The following is an 18,716-nucleotide window of genomic DNA, read 5'->3' on the forward strand; positions in this document are numbered from 1 at the left end:
AACTTATATCGGCCCGAATGTACGCTAACCCTATCCTATATCTCAAGCTATTAGGCATAACCACTCTCTCGGGCTTTGTGTGTATTTTTATTGCCATGAGTATAACGGGTAGCCGCGAAAGCGGCATGGCTTATGGTATATACGCCGGCATTATTACCGGTAACCTAATTACGACCATACTTGGCAAACGCCCCTGGCTTTTTGTAATTATTCAACTGTTTCTTTACGGCATTATTTTAGGCGGCCTGCTTTACGCTTTGCTATATTCCTCTTTCATACCGTTAGCGGATGGCCTTAGCGTGGTAGTTATTGTACTGTCGATGATCATCGCAGTAGAAGGCGCTAATTACCTTGCTGGTAGCCTAAGTACAGGTACCTACGGTAGATTTTAGCGCCAAAACCAGTGGCGGCGAATTTATCGATGAAGAGTACCGCCGCAAACCCGGCCAATGGAAAATGTACTACCGTGCCGGCAAACCGGTAATCACCGCCGCCCGCGAAGAAGTTGCTGTGTGGTTGAAGGAGATGGAGAAGTAAGCGTTTAACATCCTAAAACCTCAGGGTCCTTTTTTACAAAGAGAGAGCCTGCGGCGACGGAAATGTAGCACCGCGTGGACATCATAAAAACTTGAACGGATTGGGCCAGCAATTGCCTGCGAATGATTAGATTCGTTATCTAAACCCCTCCACTGGTTGAAGTTTAGCACAGCGTAACTTCGACCTAAAATATGGGAAGCTTCCAGCTTCCGAATTCCCAAATCATCGCTTTTCTTGAGCTAACCTCTCCGCTTAAGCTGAAAGCTCAACTCATTGTAGGTCGAAGTTATAAACTTCGACCAGTTGGGGGCAACTTCGTACCTCGCCCGTGAGGGCTGGCACTGCGGGGATAAATAAAAATCATTTTACGGTGTTTGTTAGTTTTGTAAGAGTATATTTAAGCCGTAAACACCAAACCTTATGCGCAAAACTATTCTACTTCTCCTTTGCTGTTTCACGTTATCTGCAAAAGCACAAAAAGTATTTAACAGCGGTTATTTTTATGATAACGACGGCAAAAAAGTCCGCGGGCTTATCACCTTTGTACCATCGGACGATAAGTTTTATTACAAAACAGTAAAGACCGCCGATGCGGAGAAGATCAAGATAGAAGATATCAAAGCCCTGGTATTGATACGCCTGAATGAGAATGACAGTCTAACGGTACTCACGCAAGACGGTAAGGACAATAAAAAATACTTTGGCAAGGTCATCGCCGTTACCCCTACAACTCACCTGTATTACAAATTCAAATCCACCTCCAGCGGCGGAATGATGATAAGCCAAAGCCCGTCCTATAATTCGATGGGCAACGGTGGTTCACACATCACAAATAATTATAGCTGGCAAATGTCTCCGTATTACTCCTCCTCAAAAGCGATACCGATGTACCAGGACGGTAATACAACTTACGAGTTAACTAAAGGAAATTATATTGAAGTGCTGAGCAAAGCATTTGCCGACGTGCCCGACTTGGTGAAACAGCTGCAAAACGAAGAATTTAAGTTTAAAGAACTGGATAAGATCCTGGCAGAATATCGGTCGAGGACAAAATACCCGGGGAATTAGCCTAATAATCATCAGAATTTATGTTGCTGCCGGGTTCCCACTCAACCTAAAATATGGGAAGCTTCCGGCTTCGGAATTGCCAAATCGTACTTTTGTTGAGTTAACGTCTCCGCTTAAGCTGAAAGCTTAACTCATTGTAGGTCGAAGTTGTAAACTTCGACCAGTGAGGGGTTGAAGTTTAGCACAGCGTAACTTCGACCTAAAATATGGGAAGCTTCCAGCTTCCGACTTAGTTGTTTCGTTTTTGAACTGTAAAAGCGTCGCGAGTTAAGCTGAAAGCTTAGCTCATTGCAGGTCGAAGTTATAAACTGCGACCAGTGCGGTGAGTAATTTTTGGACTTATTCTTTAAAATTTACAATTTCTTGTCCGTCGATTGTCACAACCGTTGCGTGTTGTTGCCTATGTTCATCAAGATACGAAATTTTAAATTTCATTCCATTTAGATCGTCAGGAATGCGTTTTGATAATAACTCGTCTGCCTCAATGTGATTGCCTTCAAAATATCTTTTATAGTATGCCTCTAAGCTAAACTTGCTATAGGGTTGTAAGTTATTTATCTTATTTAGTTTCGTAACGCGCGTAAAATTCAAATTTTCAATTGGTTCTATCTTAATATTAAAAGCAGGACTGATTGAGTTGTTATATATATCCAAGCTCCAATTCCAATCTAAAATCCATTCAATTATAGGATTGCTGCCCGCGATTATCACTCGTCTACCGTTAACTATTTCACCGATATTTTTGTCACTAAGCCTTTCCCTAAATCTTCCCCCATGCGCCCAAATTAAATCAGCTTCTAAGAAAGGCGTAGGTAAATTTATTTTAATAGGCTGTTTGTAAGGCGAAATTAACTTTTCATACATTTCAGCCTCGGAACTAGTTTTCCAGTCGGTTAATAGCTTCGTCGAATAATTGTTTGGGTCTTTGTCAATTAAAGTAGAACAATTAACACAAAGCCAAATGCCGTTGTCAATTTGTTTCCTTTTAACATCAGTTAAGGTTGAATCGTAACGAGGGCCTCCTTTCGACGCCGCCGTTATATGCGCCGCAACTCCTACTATCGTAGCCTTTTCTGGATTTGAGTTTGGTCCTACGGTATGGAGCCTACAAGCGGGATTGCTACAAAGATAACCTACTCGTTGAGCTAACACTCTAATTGTAGTTTCAGTAAAATTATCTCTTGCCATTTAATAATTAGAAAATAACATTTTGCACTTCAGTCTGATAAACAATTAGCATCACAGCTTTCAACAAAAGCCACCGGTCTCAAAACCGATGGCTTTCAAATATTAAAAGAATCGAGGCTTACACCCCCAGATCCTTCATAATCGTATTGATCTTATCATCCAACTGTTTGTCGGTTTCGGCGTAAGCCTCTTTGCTGGCCAGTTTGCCGTTTACGCTGCAATAGAATTTGATCTTCGGCTCAGTACCCGATGGGCGCGCCGAAATAATGCTGCCATCCTGTGTAATAAACTGCAATACATCAGATTGTGGCAGGTCTATTATTGTAATAATTTTGGTTTCAAGGTCGGTTTGCATGCTCCGTTCGTAATCTTTAAGGGTGATCACCTTAGACCCCCCCAGTGTCGCAGGCGGGTTTTTACGGAATTTATCCATCATGGCCACAATTTCCTCGGCGCCGGTCTTGCCTTTTTTGGTGAGCGAGATCAGTTTTTCTTTATAGAAACCATACTGCACGTAAGTATCCAGCAGGGCCTCGAAAAGGCTGCTGCCTTTATCTTTATAGTAGGCGGTCATTTCGGCAATAAACGCGCTGGAAACTACGGCGTCCTTATCGCGTACAAAATCGCCAATGAGGTAACCGTAGCTTTCTTCGCCGCCGCCGATGAAGGTCTGCTGGCCTTCAAATTTGGTCATCAGTTCGCCTATGTATTTAAAGCCGGTAAGCGTGTTGTAGCAGGTTACGTTTTTAGCTTCGGCTATTTTATCTATAAGGTAGGTGGTAACAATAGTTTTTACAATGTACTCCTTGCCGGTAAGCTTGCCTTTTTCTTCCCATGCGGTAAGTAGGTAGTTGATGAGCATGGTGCCGGTTTGGTTACCGTTAAGCAGTACAAATTCACCATCGCTGTTTTTAACGGCTATACCCACGCGGTCGGCATCCGGGTCAGTAGCCAGTACCAGGTCGGCATCGGTGTCCTGCGCTTTTTTAAGGGCAAGGGTAAGGGCCTCTTTTTCTTCGGGGTTAGGGTAAACCACGGTTGGGAAATTGCCATCCGGGGTGGTTTGCTCGTCAACGAGTATCACATTCTCAAAACCGAAACGTTCCAAAGCCTGCGGCACCAAAGTAATACCCGTACCATGGATAGGCGAGAAAACGATCTTCAAATCCTTTTGGCGCTTAATGGCATCCGGAGAAACAGAAAGCGTGGTGATGTTATCTAAATAAAGTACATCTATCTCTTCGCCAATTTCTTCTATGTTAGCATCTACGCGGGTGAAATTCACCTCGTCGATACTTTTGATAGCTGCAACCTCGTCCATAACTGCAGCATCGTGCGGAGCAACAAACTGGCCGCCGTCATCACCATACGCTTTGTAGCCGTTATATTCTTTTGGGTTGTGGGATGCGGTAAGCATTACACCACTTTTGCAACCGAAATGGCGCACAGCGAAGGAAAGCTCGGGCGTAGGGCGCAGGGCCTTAAAGAAGTATACATGGATACCATTTGCAGAGAAAACATCTGCGGTAATTCCGGAGAACAGGTCGGCATTGTTGCGGCTATCGTGTGCAATAGCCACTTTGATCTTTTCGCCGGGGTACGTTTTTTTAAGGTAGTTAGCCAGTCCCTGCGTTGCCGAACCGATGGTATATTTATTAATGCGGTTGCTGCCCGGGCCCATAATGCCGCGCAAGCCGCCCGTACCAAACTCCAGGTCGCGATAAAACGAATCGGTAAGTTCTGTGTACGCTTTATCGTCTATCATTTTCTGAATTTGTGCCTTTACTTCAGCATCGTAATTTCCTTCGAGCCATGAGTTTGCTTTTTGAAGGATGGTAGGGTCTAATTCCTGCATAGTAGTCTGGGGTATTTTTCGGTTAATAGGATTCTTACATCCAAATATGATAATAAAAATGTATTTTAAGTATGGTGAGTGTTATTCTATCACAGAATATTAACATTGGATTAATAGAATAACTAAATTGACGTTTTTGTTTAGGGCGGGCAGAGATTTTTGAGGAGGGAGTGACCTCTACGCGGAGCCTCACCTAATCCTCTCCAAAGGTGAGGCTTCGAAGTCCTTATTGTTTGATCACCGTATCATCCACAAACACTTCATCCAGGTCTGGTTTGTTGCCGTCGGCTATTTTGCCTTGCAGCATACTTTGCCCGGTAATGCCCGGGTTATTGCCATGCCCCAGCGGCCATTTGCCGGTGGTTTCTTTTATGCTGAGATCGGCAAAAAGCGCGGCATTCAAGCTAAAATCGGTGCAGTTATTTTTGCTGAGATGGTATTTCAGGCCATCATAGTTTTTGGTGAGTGCCAGTATTTTTTCGAACCTGCGTTTAGAGATGAATTTCCCCGCTATCTCATCCCATTTATGCTCGGCATCATCCCTAAAGGTGGAGTGTGATGAAGGGAACAAAGGCGTGCCTGCGAACGGGTGGTTCTTATCCGGGTAGAAACCAAAGGAGAGCGATATGTAGGTAGAATCGCTATTGTATTTAATAAGGGTGATAAAAGTATGCCCCGAATTGGTGAATTTGTAAACTCTGGCTTTGCCGCCTACGGGCTGTTTTACATGGATGAGCATGGCATATGCCACCGCTTTTTTGCCGTCCTTAAAGGTTTCAATAATATGCTGGTATGTTATCTTCGGGCTCCGCGGTTCTTTATCATTAAGGGGCAACTGCAGGCCAGGCTGGTGGTTTAGCAGGGTATCGTCCTTATCGTTAAAGTTGAGGTAACGCTCGTCCAGGTTGGTTACATCCGCGCTTAATGAGTCGGGCGGAAGTGCTGTTGTACTGCCAAGTGTATCAGCCTCGACGGGTTGATCGGCTTTATTGTATTGCAGTGTTTTAAAAAAGCACTTCATGGCGAGTGAATACATTTTTAAGCGGGCAAAGGTATTGGCGAGGTTAAAAAGCAGCTTTTTGTTGGAGCGGTTGGCTTCCATATCGGTACTGATGTTCATCTCCCGCAGGTGTTTCATCAGCGCTTTACGGTCGGATGGTTTGCGGATGGATACCTGGAGTTCCTGCTCCAGGGCGGGGTCTTTCAATAAACTCTTTGCGGTAAGCGAGTTGTTGACAATAAAGCCGGGGTTTTCTTTTAGGTATCTGCCCGTTGTATCAATAGCGGATGCGTCGTGTATTACAGCCGAGAGTACCTGCGCTTTTGAGCTTAAATTAAAACTCAAAAAAGCTACCGCAAGAACTAAAGTTTTCATAAAAAACGAAAAACGACGGGTGCTCATACGTATTGTGAAAATAGCTTGATGAAGATAGGCAATAGCTGCGTATTTGCGTACGCTTTTAACAGGAATTTAACATATTATGCCGTTAATTTACACTTTGGCGACCAACAAGGCCTTCATAATCGTCCATCGTGTCAATATCTATCCCTCCATTTTCAAACGGTATCCGGGCGATATCCCCCGGGTGATTTTGTAGGATCTTTTTTGCTCCTTCCTGCCCTTGCAGCAAAAGCAATTCGGGAAAAAGAGCGCTTCCAAATAATACAGGCACACCGGTAGCGCCGTTGTAGGCACAAGCGATGATGGGTTTGCCGGTTTCTTTTTGTTTTTCTGCCATGACCTTAAGGAGCTCTGCATTAACAAAAGGCTGATCACAAAGCATCACGATAGTACTGTCGGCCTCCTGTTTTATCATCTCCTGGATAGCTAAACTGATAGAAGAGGCCATACCTTCGGACCATTCGGGATTTTGCAGGATGGTGACTTTTTCATTCGGCTGGATGCTTATCTGATCTTCATTCGCCCCCAGTATAACGATAATGGGACTGCAGGCCGAATCGAGCGCGGTATCAATGGCCCGCTGCAATAGCGTTTTACCCCGGAAAATAAGATTTTGCTTAGGTTGCCCCAGCCTTTCAGATTTGCCGGCGGCTAATATGATAATGCCCGCCATTAGTTAGCAATGGTGGTTAAATGCGGTGCATGGATAGATGCCGGTTTGTATTTGAGCGAATAACCTTTACGCTTAGATAGCACTGCTTTGATTTCGGCAACGATAGAAAGCGCGATCTCTTCCGGGCCTTCCGAACCGATATCAAGCCCTACCGGGCCGTATACATTTTTAAGCTGCTCTTCGGTTATTTGCTGGCCGCCGTTTTCTATCTCGGCAAGCAAACGGGCCAGTTTCTTTTTTGGGCCCAGCACGCCTACGTAGCTCGGTTGCAGGGGCAATAATTCTTTCAGCAGGGCCAGTTCGTAATTGTAGTTATGCGTCATCAGCACAAAAGCGGTGTGTTCATTTATGCTGATATGCGATAGCGCCTGCCCTGGTTTGGCAACAATTACTTTTTGTGCCGATGGGAAACGCTCGGGAAGGGCATAGTTGGGCCGACCGTCTATAACGGTAGTATCCCAGCCCAAAACCGCGGCGAGTTTGGTAAGCGGAATAGCATCATTGCCCGCGCCAACCACCACCAGCGAAATAAGCGGCTTTACAAATTCAACAAAGGCGGTGTAGCTGATACCATCATTATAAAATTTGGTGTCAGACCGTTGACCCTCCATTACCCGTTTTGCATCATCGATTATCTGCTTATGGTGTACTGAACTTTCCAGTCTGTTCGGCAGCAACTCACTTGAGGTTAAACACAAGCAGGTGCCGGGTTGCGGCGCTTTCCTGTCCTCAACAGAAAACAGCGTTACCAGCACCGCGTTCCTGCGACCGCTAACTACAGTTTTTAATAAACTGATCGGGTTGTTCGGGTCCTCGGTTATAGGTTCGATAAGGATATGGATGATGCCGTTACAACCGAGACCTACGCCAAGTTTGGCATCGTCATCGTCGGTAGTATCATAGGTAACCAGCATGGGTTCCTGCTGTAAGATCACCAGTAGGGCTTTGCGCAGCGCGTCACCCTCCAGGCAGCCACCGCTGATAGCGCCGGTAAGTTGCCCGTCCTCAGTAATGAGCATGCGCGCGCCTGCCCTGCGGTAGGCGGAACCCTCTACCTGTACAACCGTTGCCAGCGCCGTTTTTTTGCCCTGTTTGGCGGCAATATTGTAAGCAGCAACAATATCTATCAGTTCCTTCATCCGTATTATTAGGCCTGTTGAATTATATGAGTTTATCGGGTGTTATAGGCAGGTCTCGCACGCGTTTACCCGTAGCGTTGTAAACCGCATTTGCTACGGCAGGCGCCATGCCTATCAGGGCAATTTCGGCCATGCCTTTAGCACCGATAGGGTTAATATACGGGTCGGGTTTGTTTACAAACATAGCATCTATCTGCGGGATATCGGCACTCACCGGCACATGGTAATCGGCAAAGTTGTTGTTTACGTATCGCCCGTAACGGTGGTCTATAATGCCTTCTTCCATCAATGCCATACCAATGCCGCCAATGGCGCCGCCAACTACCTGGCTGCGGGCAGTTTTAGGGCTGATAATTTTACCGCAATCGGCCACGCAGGCCACCTTATCAATTTTAACCACACCGGTTGCAGTATGTACTAATACTTTCACAAAATGCACTGACCATGATTGCATCGAATATTTTTGATTATCGGGTCCCGGTTGCGATTTGGTGAGCACCTCAAGCGAGGGGAGATTGTTATCCTTCAGTATTTTTACGTAATCGGGCTTATCGGTACCTCCGTTTCCCATCAGCTTCTGAAATTTTTCTTTTAAAACTGTGCAGGCGTCATGCACAGCAGAGCCCACTGCCGAAACAGTAGCCGAACCGCCTTGCATCGGCGCGTCCGGCAGCGACGAATCGCCCATCTCGAACTTTATCTTGCCGGCATCAATTCCCATTTTATTAGCAGCTATGATTGTCATAGCGGTACCTGTGCCGGGGCCTATGTCGCTTACGGCGCTCTGTATGGTGAGGGTGCCATCGGCTTTCATAATAGCCTTAATAACGGCCACATCTCGGTAAGCACCAAACATTCCCCCGGCCATACCATAGCCAACCAGCCATCCGTTTTGGCTTGCGGCACGCGGCTCGGCCTGGCGGTTTTCCCAGCCAATTTGAGCCGCACCCATGGCGTACGCTTCATCTAAAAATTTACTGCTGTATTCCTTGCCGTTGTCCGGGTCATTCTTGGCGTAGTTTTTCATGCGCAGGTCGATGGGGTCCATCTTCAGCGCATAGGATAATTCATCCAAAGCCGATTCCAAAGCGAACGCACCCGTAGCTTCACCCGGCCCGCGCATCCAGGTAGGGGTGTTTACATCAAGCGATAAGAGTTTGTACCGCGTGGTGATGTTGGGGCTGGCATATAATCCTTTGCTGGTGTTGATAGGCCCTTCGGCAAAATCTTCAAAGGTGGAAGTTTGGCCAACCGCCTCGTGCGTAATGCCCACCAGTTTGCCATCGGCAGTAGCGCCGATGCCAATTTTTTGCCAGGTATAGGGGCGGTAACCCACCGAAGTGAACATATCCGGCCGGCTCAGCACCAGTTTTACCGGGCGTTTTACTACTTGCGCACCAAGTATTGCTGCAACCTCGTGCGGCCATACCTGCAGCGCGCTGCCAAAGGCCCCGCCTACATACTGCGAGTTTACCTGCACATCTTCTTTTTTTAGTTTGAATGCTTTTGCAATATCATCGCGCGTGGCTTGGGTACCCTGGGTTTTATCCCAAACGGTAAGTTTATCGGGCGCATCCCAACGGGCTATAATGGCATGCAGTTCCATAGGGTTGTGCACGTCGCTCGGGTGGGTGTATTCCTGCTCCAGTTTTATGGGGGCTGTTTTCCAGGCATCAACCGTTCCCTTTGTAAAATCTTTACCACCCCACGCCCCAACGCCCTGCGTAATATTTTTTGGCGGTTTTGTGTCGTGCGGTTCTTTGTTATAGGTGGCTTTTACCAGCGATGCGCCGTATTGAGCCCGCTCGAAAGTATCGGCCACTACCATAGCTATAGGCTGCCCGTTGTATAGTACCTTGTTATCGTAAAACACTTTTAACGGCCCTGATTTTGAACCCGGTTTTTGTGCTTTTGTAGGAATATGCCCCGGCACCTTTGGTGAATTTAAATAGGTAAGCACCGCCAGCACACCCGGCGCAGCCGAGGCTGCTTTGGTATCTATGGTAGCTACAGTGCCCTTGGTGATGGTGCTACCTACCAGCACGGCATAGGCCATATTGGGCTGGTTGTATTCGGCGGAGTATTTGGCGGCACCGGTAACTTTGGCGCGCCCGTCAACCCGGCTCATGCCATCGGCAGATGTTGGTATGGCTTGTTTTGTTAAAGTTTCCATATTATGCTAAGCCCCCCGCATGCTTTAAGGCCTCGGCAATTGTAGCCGGGGCAAGTTTTAATTTAAATGCATTGTACTCGTAAGCCTTTGCGCCCTGCATAGCCAGTTGCGCGGCTTTGTTAAAATTTTCTTCGGTGGGCGCTTTGCCTGCCAAAAACTTTTCGACATCAAACAAGCGCCAGGGCTTATGCGCCACGCCACCCATGGCCAGCCGTGCTTCTTTGATCACACCGCCTTGTATGTCCAGCGCGGCGGCAACCGAAACAAGTGCGAAAGCGTAAGATTGCCTGTCGCGCACTTTTAAGTAATAGCTGTTTTTGCTGAAGTTGTTATCCGGGATATCTACACCCAATATCATTTCGCCTGTGGCGAGGTGGTTATCCATCTCGGGGTGTTCGCCAGGCAGGCGGTGGAACTCGGTAAAGGGAATGTGCCGTTCGCCTTTTTTACCGGCGATGGTTACGGTTGCACCCAACGCGGCAAGGGCTACGCACATATCGCTTGGGTGTACCGCTATACATTGCGGGCTGCTTCCAAATATAGCGTGCATGCGGTTATAGCCGCCCATAGCACCGCAGCCTGTGCCCGGTGTACGTTTGTTGCAGGGCATAGTGGTATCGTAAAAATAAGCGCATCGGGTACGCTGCATCATATTGCCGCCAACCGTTGCCATATTGCGCAACTGCGGCGAAGCACCTGCCTTTAAGGCCATCGAAAGCAATGGATGTTTATCCAGCACTAAACTATTTTCTGACAGCACACTATTGAGCGTTAACGCGCCGATGTGCAGCCCGTTAGGGCTGGTGTTTATAGTGTTTAAGGGAAGACTGTTAATGTCTACCAGTTTATCCGGCGACATCACACCTTTCTTCATCAGGTCTACCAGGTTGGTACCGCCGGCAATAATTTTGCTGCCCGGTTTGGCTATTGCATCCAGTACGGCGGCCTGGCTGGCGGGGCGTACATATTGAAACTGTTTCATACGGTTTTCCCTCCTGCTTTTACTTCCTGTATGGCGTTTACAATGTTGGGGTAAGCGCCGCAGCGGCAAATATTACCGCTCATGTATTCCCTTATTTCTCCTTCGGAATTGGCGTGCCCCTCGCGGATACAAGCTACTGCCGACATGATCTGTCCAGGTGTACAATACCCGCATTGGAAACCATCATGCTTTAAAAAAGCTTCCTGCATCGGGTGCAGTTCTTCGCCTTTGGCCAGCCCTTCTATAGTGGTAACCTTTTTACCGTTCACCATTACGCCCAGCGTGAGACAGGAGTTTACCCTATCCCCATCCACATGCACGGTGCAGGCGCCGCATTGGCCATGGTCGCAGCCTTTTTTGGTGCCGGTAAGGTCGAGTTGTTCGCGCAGGATATCCAATAGAGTAGAGCGTGGTTCTACCGAAAGGCTTTGCAGCTTGCCGTTCACTTCCATTTTTAGGGGCATCTTTTCAAATACAGCGGCTATCTGCTCGTCTATATGATCAGACGCGGCCTTTACAACGGTGCCGGGCGCCATAGCTACGGCTGTTAGCACGGTGGTTTGTTTGATAAAATCGCGGCGCGTTCCATTGGAAATGCCTTCGCCATTGGGCGGGATTATCGGCTTCTTATCGGACATAGGTATTGGATTTTTTAAGGAATGTCAATGTACCACTTTTATTGTTAATGATAAAATAATCGGGAGGTAAAAATGTTTTGGGGGAAGTGGAGAAACAGATCATTCGCTTTAATTTGGGAGTCTTTACTACCCATCAAGCATCTTTGCTTAAAAAAGAGGGTTAACATAACTTAACACAATTTCAATATTTATTTTTTAAGCATATGATAATCAATTAATTAAGAAAAATTTGGGTTAACATATTTTTTTGATAATAGTGTCACCATAAATTTCAAATATTTTATTATTGGTACCGCAGATAAAGAAAACACGTGTATCCCGATCGACGTCGAAATCGGGTGAATAAGTCTTATAACTCCGGTTAATTTACGCTATCTAATTTAGTTTAACATATGCGGCAAGTAAGGATGTAATTCTATTCCAACATCATCACAAACACAGAATACGCCTTGCTTATACTTTGTTCCAGCAATGTCTTGATAACTCAAAGAAAAGTTAACAAACCCGCCTCCTTTACGGTCAATTAAAAAATGGAATAGTAATGGAGCATCACCCTTGACTAAATGAGTTCGCGTATCTGAAAATCCCATAGGAATGAATATTTGGTCTTTTTCGGAGATTATCTTTGAAATATTCAACGCATTACTACTCGTTTCGTTCAATACCTCAACGGTTAATATTTTCTTAGTTTTATCTCCTGGGTGCATCAATTGTGTAGTTCCGGTATACTTCAATATTGGTTTTATACTTTCTTTAAACCGAATGCTTTCAATAGTAAATAACTCATTTTGTGTCTTTTGCACCTCTTGCTGCGACTTTAATGTTTTATAAAGATAAAATGCTGTTAGAGATGTTACAGCAACGATAAACCAATCGGATACAGTACCCCAAACTTCTGCGGAGAATAGATAAATAATAATACTCATTATTGAATTATGTGATTATGATTACCTGAGCAGGCTACTAATGATTTGACGACATTGTTGGAAGTCGTAGTAATCATTTATGATTTTAATTCCTTTGCTTATATCGTTATAAACGAACATTATTGGAATGCCTGCCGTGGCTATCAATTCATCCAATTTTTGTTCAGTGTCGCAGCTCTCATAAAATAGAACACTGCTCATTTCATCGCTTTGTTGAAATACGTAATACATATCGTATGTTAAGTAATTTACCTATGATAAATCTACGGTATTAATCGATGATATTTTGGATCAAAAATATCATCATAATTCAAGCACACCATATTTAAGTTCTTAACTATTCAGCCTGTGGTCGGTGTTATCTCCCCGCCCGGTCAGGCGTCCATGCCTAACCGTAAAATTTCTCAACCTCAACGCTGACGGGTACCAATCCGGGCTGAGTGACCTCACCACGCGTATTCACCATGTCACTCCCTCATAAAAATATTTTCACTAAAGTTTTGATTTCAGCATAAACAAATGTTACTTAGATGAATTACGCAATCGATTGTTTTAAACCAATTATACCATTCATGAAGAAGCTTTTCATCGCGCTATTATTGTCGTCGCCATTGGTGGCGCTAAGCCAGCAACCCTTAAAACTATGGTACAATCAGCCCGCCAAACGCTGGACGCAGGCCTTACCCGTGGGCAACGGACGCCTTGGTGCAATGGTTTTTGGCCGCCCCGATGATGAGCTCATTCAGTTGAACGAAAGTAGTTTATGGTCGGGCGGGCCGGTAAAGGGTGGTATGAATCCTAATTCGCCTTCGTACCTGCCGCAGGTACGGGAAGCTATTTTTGCAGGCGATTACCAAAAAGCACAGGAACTGAGCAAGAAAATGCAGGGCCATTATTCGGAAGGATATTTACCATTGGGCGATATCCGCATCAAGCAGAATTTTAACGGTTCCGTTAGCAATTACTACCGCGACTTAAACATCAGCGACGCCATTGCCACAACAAGATTTACGATTAACGGCGTTACGTACAAGCGCGAAGTGTTTTCTTCGGCACCGGCGCAGGTAATCATTGTAAGATTAACGGCCAGTAAGCCTAACCAGTTAAGTTTAAAGGTATTGGCCAGTACGCCACTTAAAAACAGAAAAGCCGTTACAGGGCAAAATACGATTTTGATAAAGGGCAGCGCCCCAACCCATGTTGATCCCAGCTATCTTGGTAAAAAGCCCAATCCGATCCATTACGACGACTCGCTCAGCAAGGGGATGCGCTACGCCTGGGTTACAAAAGTGCTTAACAAGGGGGGAGCAGTATCGGCAGATACATCGGGCATCAGCATAAAAAATGCCAGCGAGGTTACCATATTAATATCCGCGGCAACCAGTTACAATGGTTTTGACAAAAGCCCGGTTACCGAGGGGAAGGATGAACTGGCAATCAGCCGGAAATATTTGGCCGGCGCTATTACTTTACCATACACATCGTTATTGGCCGCTCACCTTGCAGACTACCACCATTATTTTAATCGCGTAAGCCTGAAACTGAATAACAACGAGGCGGTTAGCCTGCCTACCAACGAACGCTTACTGGCTTACACAAAAGGAGACAAGGACGCAGGCCTGGAAAGCCTGTTTTTTCAGTTTGGGCGGTACCTGCTTATCTCCAGTTCGCGCCCGGGCGGCATACCGGCAAATCTGCAGGGCATCTGGAACAACGAAACGCGACCGCCATGGAGCTCTAACTACACTATTAATATTAACGCCCAAATGAACTATTGGCCGGCCGAAACTGCCAACCTGAGCGAACTGCACCAGCCGCTTTTAAGGCTGACCGGCGAACTGGCTATCACAGGCAAAACGACGGCTAAAGAGTTTTATAATTTAAATGGCTGGGTAGCGCACCATAACAGCGATATCTGGGCGATGAGTAACCCGGTTGGCGATGGAACCGGCGACCCTATGTGGGCCAATTGGTCTATGGGTGGCGATTGGTTGTGCCGCCACCTTTGGGACCATTACCTGTTTACTAAAGACGAAGTTTTTTTAAAGAACAAGGCCTACCCGCTAATGAAAGGTGCTGTCGATTTTACCCTGGGCTGGCTGGTAAAAGATAAAGACGGCTATTGGGTTACCGCGCCAAGCGGCTCGCCCGAGAATGCTTTTAAGGATGAGAACGGCAAAGTAGGCACTATTGCTTTGGGTAGCACGATGGATATGTCTATCATCCGCGACCTGTTCGCGCATTTTGTAACCGCATCAGAAAAGCTCGGGCTGGATAAGGCGCTGCGCGATACGGTGATAGCCCGGCAGGCAAAATTGCTGCCTTTCCACATTGGCAAAAAAGGGAATTTGGTGGAGTGGTATAAAGACTGGGACGAAACCGACCCGCACCACCGCCATGTATCGCACCTGTATGGTTTATACCCCGGAGAGCAGATCTCGCCCGTAACCACGCCCGATCTGGCTGCCGCCGCTAAAAAAACTTTGGAACTGCGTGGCGACGAAGGCACCGGATGGAGCAAGGCCTGGAAAATAAACTTTTGGGCAAGGCTGCTGGATGGAAACCACGCGCACAAACTCCTGCGCGACCTGCTGCATCTTACCGGCGAAGATGGCACCAATTATGCCAGCGGCGGCGGTACGTATGCCAACCTGTTTGACGCGCACCCGCCGTTCCAGATAGATGGCAACTTTGGGGCTACCGCAGGCGTTGTTGAAATGCTGCTGCAAAGCCAAACCGGCGATGTTTACCTGTTGCCTGCCTTGCCGGATGAATGGAAAAGCGGCGTTATTAAGGGCCTAAAGGCAAGGGGTAATTATGAAGTAGGCATCAGCTGGGCCGAGCATAAACTGGCCAAAGCAAGCATAACCTCCGTTGCCGGAGGGATTTGTAAAGTGCGGAGTAACTGGCCGTTCAAACTGGCCGGTAATGCGGCAAGTGCTAAAAAAGACGGGGAGAGCTATTTGTTATCCTTCCAAACGCAAAAGGGCAAAACGTACCAATTGTTGGCAGACAAATAAAATTCGATAAAGTATTTAGGATATAGCCTCGCATTAACCTGTTTGTTGGTGCGGGGCTATATTATTAAGGGATTGTCCTAATCAGCCTAAGGCAATTGATATTGCAGGTGAAAATGCCTGCCGCCCAGTAAAGCCTGTTCGCCCACTACCGCGAATCCAAGCCCGGTGTAGAGTCTTTGGGCTTTATCGTTGCCTTTGCTTACCAGTAAGCCAACGGTTTGGTGGCCTAATTCCGCGGCGCGTATAAACAATGCTTTTATCAACTTTTTGGCAATCCCCTTGCCCTGGTACTGCGGAAACACGCCGAGGCAGTCGATATAAAATTCGCCGTTTTGGGTTTCATTTTCAATAGTGCCGCTGAAGCCAAGTTGCTGCCGGGTATATGTTAGGAATGGTTCCCTAAGCGCATCCAGTTGCCCGCCATCATAAGCTAATATCGTTCCGCAAACGGTGCTATCTTCTTCCCAAAGCAGGGCGTTTTCATAGCTGTACTGGTTGGCGGTTAGCCCGGCAAACCTTGTAAATAATTCTGCCGTGATATCCGGGTCATTACTATTGGCAAATCTACCCGCGAGGGCGTCGCCCATGGCAAGGATGATGAGTTGGGAGAGGATGGGGGCGTCGGCGGGAGTGGCAGGGCGGATCATAGTTTCTCCAACCTGAAATATCCCAAATGCACGTCGTCCTCCGGCAGATTTGAAGCGGGTTCGATACCGATATGGTACTGCTCTTTTTGCGAGGGAGAAAGCATTTCTTCTATCTTGTAAATATCATCTACGTCTATACCGTACTTGTCGTCGATATGGGAGTTGGCACCCTTCATTCCGGCGATGGTAGCGGTGCGAAAGAAAACGGTTTTCTTGGACTGCTGGATGGCGAGCGCTTTGTCGCTTTGTACGGTTAACACGGTGTAATGCTGCTCCTCCAGCTTATTGGCCTGGTAGCCGCCGAGGTTTACGAAAAAAAGCCTGTTTTCCGAGTCGGGGCAGGCATCCTGTTTCAATAGTACTTTTACGCGGTAGCCGTCTACATTGGTCACTTCGCGCCAGCCATCAATATGCAGCGAGGTGCCCGTGCCATGCCAAAAGCTTTTAATGGCAGGCACGAGTTCTTTTAAGGAATGAGCAACGCCGAAGAAGAAGTCGTGCTGTTCCACGTGCCTGCCGGGCGCTTTAGAACCCAGCAGCAACATATATAATTTTAATTCCGTTGATGTTTCTTCGCTCATGCATCTTCTGTTTTAAACAGGCTGTCGATAATATTTGCCGACGCGGCCTCGCAAAAATCAAGCCCGGAGTAATCGGGGTTATAGCCGCCAATATACGGCACGGCCATCATATAAATCCGATCATTTACGGTGCCCTGCTCATCAAGCACCTGGAAATTATCGTTAATGGCAACGCCGGGTACCACAAGGTAGTAGTTGCCTTTTGCATCTTTTTGCACCAGCTTCTCATCTTTTTGCATCTGCTCCTTACCCTTGTCGGCATCCCTGAATTTAAGCAGGGCAGGGGCGACGGTTTTATTATCGATAAGGCTTTTATACGGCAGGTCTTCATAGGGTAGGTGCGGCTGGCCAACCGAATCTACAAAGGTTTTAAAATGGTCCGCGCGCTTATCGCCGGTCTCGTCGGTATAATAATAGGTAGCACCGCCGGTTTCGTTGGGTTTCACTTCGCTGTCTTCACCCACCGAAACGATCTCCAGTAAACCTGCCTGATGCATGGCTAACAATTCTTCACAGGAGCTTTGGGGAATGTAGGCGATCACTACCGATATAAGCGGTTGCAGCACTTTTTGTAGCCTTTGCATATCCTCGGCACATAAATGTTTGGCAGGATAATTCATCGCGAAGCTTAAAACACCCAGCATCTCCTTCCAGTAAATAGATTCCTTTCTTTTGATGGAGCGCTCGGCCTCCATATATTCCGCTTTTAACAACTGGAAAGCGTCCAGGCGTTCGCGCTGTTCCATCATTTCGGCTACAAAGACTTCCATGCTTAGGTCCTTTACATATGCGTAAAACTCCGGGTCTTTTTCCTTAAATACCTCTTTGAAATCCTTTTCGAAGATATAATCGAGCGACAAAAAGCCGTCATTGTTTTGAATATGCTCCGCTATTTCTTCGTCGGTTAACAGCGAGTCGTTCTCCAGATGCGAATCATCGAGGTGAAACCTCACCGCGGGCAATAAGCCATTGCGCGAGTGCAGGACGATCTTAAAATCGGGACTATCGGCAGCCAAATGATAAACGCGCCTGCCATCCTTTTCTATCGAAAATTCACCATTCCCACGTGCCAGCGTGCGGATGGCGTCTACCGCGGTAAGCGATGACCCTTTGATGGCAACGGGGTGGTTTGTTTTAATATGTAATTTGGCCGGTGGGTAAGGCGAATCGAAATAACCGGGTACGCTCCCTTCGTGTTTCTTTGGCCAGTTGTGCCCGGTGCAAATGATCACCGTATCAAATTCGTGGCGGCTTTCGGCGTTTACTTCTAAGGCGACGATGCCCTTTTCCGGTTCGTCCGTGATGTCGGTTACGCTGCTTTCAAAGTGTACGTTTACCTCAATGCCTGCTTCCCGGGCCTGTTTTTGCAACAGTTCGAACTGTGCCGACAGGTATTGCCCAAACAGCAAGCGCGGCAACACTTTATAATCGTTATAGCTTTGCGGCGTTATCTGGTAATGATCCAGCAGGTGTTTTGGCGCAATTGCTAACCAATCGGCAATGGGGGTAACCAACTCGGGGATCTCGTTGCCCGATACATTGGTGATGTGCTCATCGTTGGCACCGTCAGTGCTGTAAGGCATGCCAACGCCCAGTTGTTTCTTACGCTCAAATATGGTTATAGCAAGGTTGGCATTACCGGTATCCACAAGCCGCTTAAACATAAACAGCCCGCTTGGGCCACCACCCAGAATTGCAATATGTAGCTTCGTTTTCAAAATATTTAATATGTAAGAAATAATCGTGATATAGGTAAATTAAAACGGGCTTAAATTGTTTTATAATTGCAACCACATCTTTTAATTGTTGTTTTAGCACTCATTACAATATCACTTAACAATTAGCCAATAATGGATAAAAATAGTTAGTACGCATGTTCTTCCTTTG

The 18,716-nt window shown here is 46.7% G+C and carries 15 protein-coding genes; 3 read left to right on the top strand and 12 right to left on the bottom strand.

The features are described 5' to 3' along the window. Window positions 1-17: 17 nt before the first annotated feature. Both ABIX36_RS18870 and ABIX36_RS18875 read left to right on the top strand, forming a co-directional pair. A complete protein-coding gene (locus tag ABIX36_RS18870) occupies window positions 18-392 on the top strand; it encodes a hypothetical protein (protein ID WP_348083724.1) in 375 nt (124 codons plus the stop codon). 565 nt (window positions 393-957) lie between these two features. Continuing rightward, window positions 958-1,605, top strand: a complete 648-nt coding sequence (locus tag ABIX36_RS18875; RefSeq protein WP_348083725.1) for a hypothetical protein — start codon at window positions 958-960, stop codon at window positions 1,603-1,605. Window positions 1,606-1,944: 339 nt separating this feature from the next. On the opposite strand, the gene ABIX36_RS18880 is transcribed toward ABIX36_RS18875, so the two are convergent. From ABIX36_RS18880 to ABIX36_RS18920, 9 genes are all read right to left on the bottom strand, one after another. Further along, a complete protein-coding gene (locus ABIX36_RS18880; protein WP_348083726.1) occupies window positions 1,945-2,793 on the bottom strand; it encodes a hypothetical protein in 849 nt (282 codons plus the stop codon). 118 nt (window positions 2,794-2,911) lie between these two features. Beyond that, window positions 2,912-4,648 (bottom strand): phospho-sugar mutase, encoded by a 1,737-nt coding sequence (locus tag ABIX36_RS18885; RefSeq protein ID WP_348083727.1) that lies wholly within the window; start codon window positions 4,646-4,648, stop codon window positions 2,912-2,914. Between the two features lie 226 nt (window positions 4,649-4,874). Further along, entirely contained in the window at window positions 4,875-6,023 is a 1,149-nt protein-coding gene (locus ABIX36_RS18890; RefSeq protein ID WP_348083728.1) for a hypothetical protein, read from the bottom strand. A gap of 112 nt (window positions 6,024-6,135) precedes the next feature. Then, window positions 6,136-6,723, bottom strand: a complete 588-nt coding sequence (locus ABIX36_RS18895) for a nucleotidyltransferase family protein (RefSeq protein ID WP_348083729.1) — start codon at window positions 6,721-6,723, stop codon at window positions 6,136-6,138. Then, a complete protein-coding gene (locus ABIX36_RS18900) occupies window positions 6,723-7,862 on the bottom strand; it encodes an XdhC family protein (RefSeq protein ID WP_348083730.1) in 1,140 nt (379 codons plus the stop codon). Before ABIX36_RS18900 ends, ABIX36_RS18895 begins: the two co-directional genes overlap by 1 nt. A gap of 22 nt (window positions 7,863-7,884) precedes the next feature. Then, window positions 7,885-10,035 (bottom strand): xanthine dehydrogenase family protein molybdopterin-binding subunit, encoded by a 2,151-nt coding sequence (locus tag ABIX36_RS18905; RefSeq protein ID WP_348083731.1) that lies wholly within the window; start codon window positions 10,033-10,035, stop codon window positions 7,885-7,887. A gap of 1 nt (window position 10,036) precedes the next feature. Continuing rightward, window positions 10,037-11,017, bottom strand: coding sequence for a xanthine dehydrogenase family protein subunit M (locus ABIX36_RS18910; RefSeq protein WP_348083732.1), 981 nt, complete (start codon window positions 11,015-11,017; stop codon window positions 10,037-10,039). Further along, window positions 11,014-11,655 (bottom strand): (2Fe-2S)-binding protein, encoded by a 642-nt coding sequence (locus ABIX36_RS18915; RefSeq protein ID WP_348083733.1) that lies wholly within the window; start codon window positions 11,653-11,655, stop codon window positions 11,014-11,016. The genes ABIX36_RS18910 and ABIX36_RS18915 overlap by 4 nt, the downstream gene beginning before the upstream one ends. Before the next feature lie 380 nt (window positions 11,656-12,035). Further along, a complete protein-coding gene (locus tag ABIX36_RS18920) occupies window positions 12,036-12,581 on the bottom strand; it encodes a hypothetical protein (protein WP_348083734.1) in 546 nt (181 codons plus the stop codon). Window positions 12,582-13,153: 572 nt separating this feature from the next. Between ABIX36_RS18920 and ABIX36_RS18925 the strand changes: the two genes are divergently transcribed. Next, window positions 13,154-15,601 (top strand): glycoside hydrolase family 95 protein, encoded by a 2,448-nt coding sequence (locus ABIX36_RS18925; protein ID WP_348083735.1) that lies wholly within the window; start codon window positions 13,154-13,156, stop codon window positions 15,599-15,601. Window positions 15,602-15,687: 86 nt separating this feature from the next. Here ABIX36_RS18925 and ABIX36_RS18930 read toward each other — a convergent pair whose 3' ends face one another. The 3 genes from ABIX36_RS18930 to ABIX36_RS18940 are packed head-to-tail and all read right to left on the bottom strand — an operon-like array spanning window position 15,688 to window position 18,547. Next, complete coding sequence (locus ABIX36_RS18930; RefSeq protein WP_348083736.1) at window positions 15,688-16,248, bottom strand: N-acetyltransferase; 561 nt, start codon at window positions 16,246-16,248, stop codon at window positions 15,688-15,690. Next, window positions 16,245-16,829, bottom strand: coding sequence for a DUF1543 domain-containing protein (locus tag ABIX36_RS18935; RefSeq protein WP_348083737.1), 585 nt, complete (start codon window positions 16,827-16,829; stop codon window positions 16,245-16,247). Before ABIX36_RS18935 ends, ABIX36_RS18930 begins: the two co-directional genes overlap by 4 nt. After that, on the bottom strand, window positions 16,826-18,547 hold the full coding sequence (locus tag ABIX36_RS18940; protein ID WP_348083738.1) for an FAD/NAD(P)-binding protein: 1,722 nt from the start codon (window positions 18,545-18,547) through the stop codon (window positions 16,826-16,828). Before ABIX36_RS18940 ends, ABIX36_RS18935 begins: the two co-directional genes overlap by 4 nt. Window positions 18,548-18,716: the final 169 nt, after the last annotated feature.

Source organism: Mucilaginibacter sp. (assembly GCF_039925265.1).
Taxonomy (GTDB): domain Bacteria; phylum Bacteroidota; class Bacteroidia; order Sphingobacteriales; family Sphingobacteriaceae; genus Mucilaginibacter.

Bases quoted from the DNA above. Each gene is read 5' to 3' on its own strand.
- ABIX36_RS18870 (WP_348083724.1), top strand. From the start codon at position 18: ATGTACGCTAACCCTATCCTATATCTCAAGCTATTAGGCATAACCACT.
- ABIX36_RS18875 (WP_348083725.1), top strand. From the start codon at position 958: ATGCGCAAAACTATTCTACTTCTCCTTTGCTGTTTCACGTTATCTGCA.
- ABIX36_RS18880 (WP_348083726.1), bottom strand. From the start codon at position 2,793: ATGGCAAGAGATAATTTTACTGAAACTACAATTAGAGTGTTAGCTCAA.
- ABIX36_RS18885 (WP_348083727.1), bottom strand. From the start codon at position 4,648: ATGCAGGAATTAGACCCTACCATCCTTCAAAAAGCAAACTCATGGCTC.
- ABIX36_RS18890 (WP_348083728.1), bottom strand. From the start codon at position 6,023: ATGAAAACTTTAGTTCTTGCGGTAGCTTTTTTGAGTTTTAATTTAAGC.
- ABIX36_RS18895 (WP_348083729.1), bottom strand. From the start codon at position 6,723: ATGGCGGGCATTATCATATTAGCCGCCGGCAAATCTGAAAGGCTGGGG.
- ABIX36_RS18900 (WP_348083730.1), bottom strand. From the start codon at position 7,862: ATGAAGGAACTGATAGATATTGTTGCTGCTTACAATATTGCCGCCAAA.
- ABIX36_RS18905 (WP_348083731.1), bottom strand. From the start codon at position 10,035: ATGGAAACTTTAACAAAACAAGCCATACCAACATCTGCCGATGGCATG.
- ABIX36_RS18910 (WP_348083732.1), bottom strand. From the start codon at position 11,017: ATGAAACAGTTTCAATATGTACGCCCCGCCAGCCAGGCCGCCGTACTG.
- ABIX36_RS18915 (WP_348083733.1), bottom strand. From the start codon at position 11,655: ATGTCCGATAAGAAGCCGATAATCCCGCCCAATGGCGAAGGCATTTCC.
- ABIX36_RS18920 (WP_348083734.1), bottom strand. From the start codon at position 12,581: ATGAGTATTATTATTTATCTATTCTCCGCAGAAGTTTGGGGTACTGTA.
- ABIX36_RS18925 (WP_348083735.1), top strand. From the start codon at position 13,154: ATGAAGAAGCTTTTCATCGCGCTATTATTGTCGTCGCCATTGGTGGCG.
- ABIX36_RS18930 (WP_348083736.1), bottom strand. From the start codon at position 16,248: ATGATCCGCCCTGCCACTCCCGCCGACGCCCCCATCCTCTCCCAACTC.
- ABIX36_RS18935 (WP_348083737.1), bottom strand. From the start codon at position 16,829: ATGAGCGAAGAAACATCAACGGAATTAAAATTATATATGTTGCTGCTG.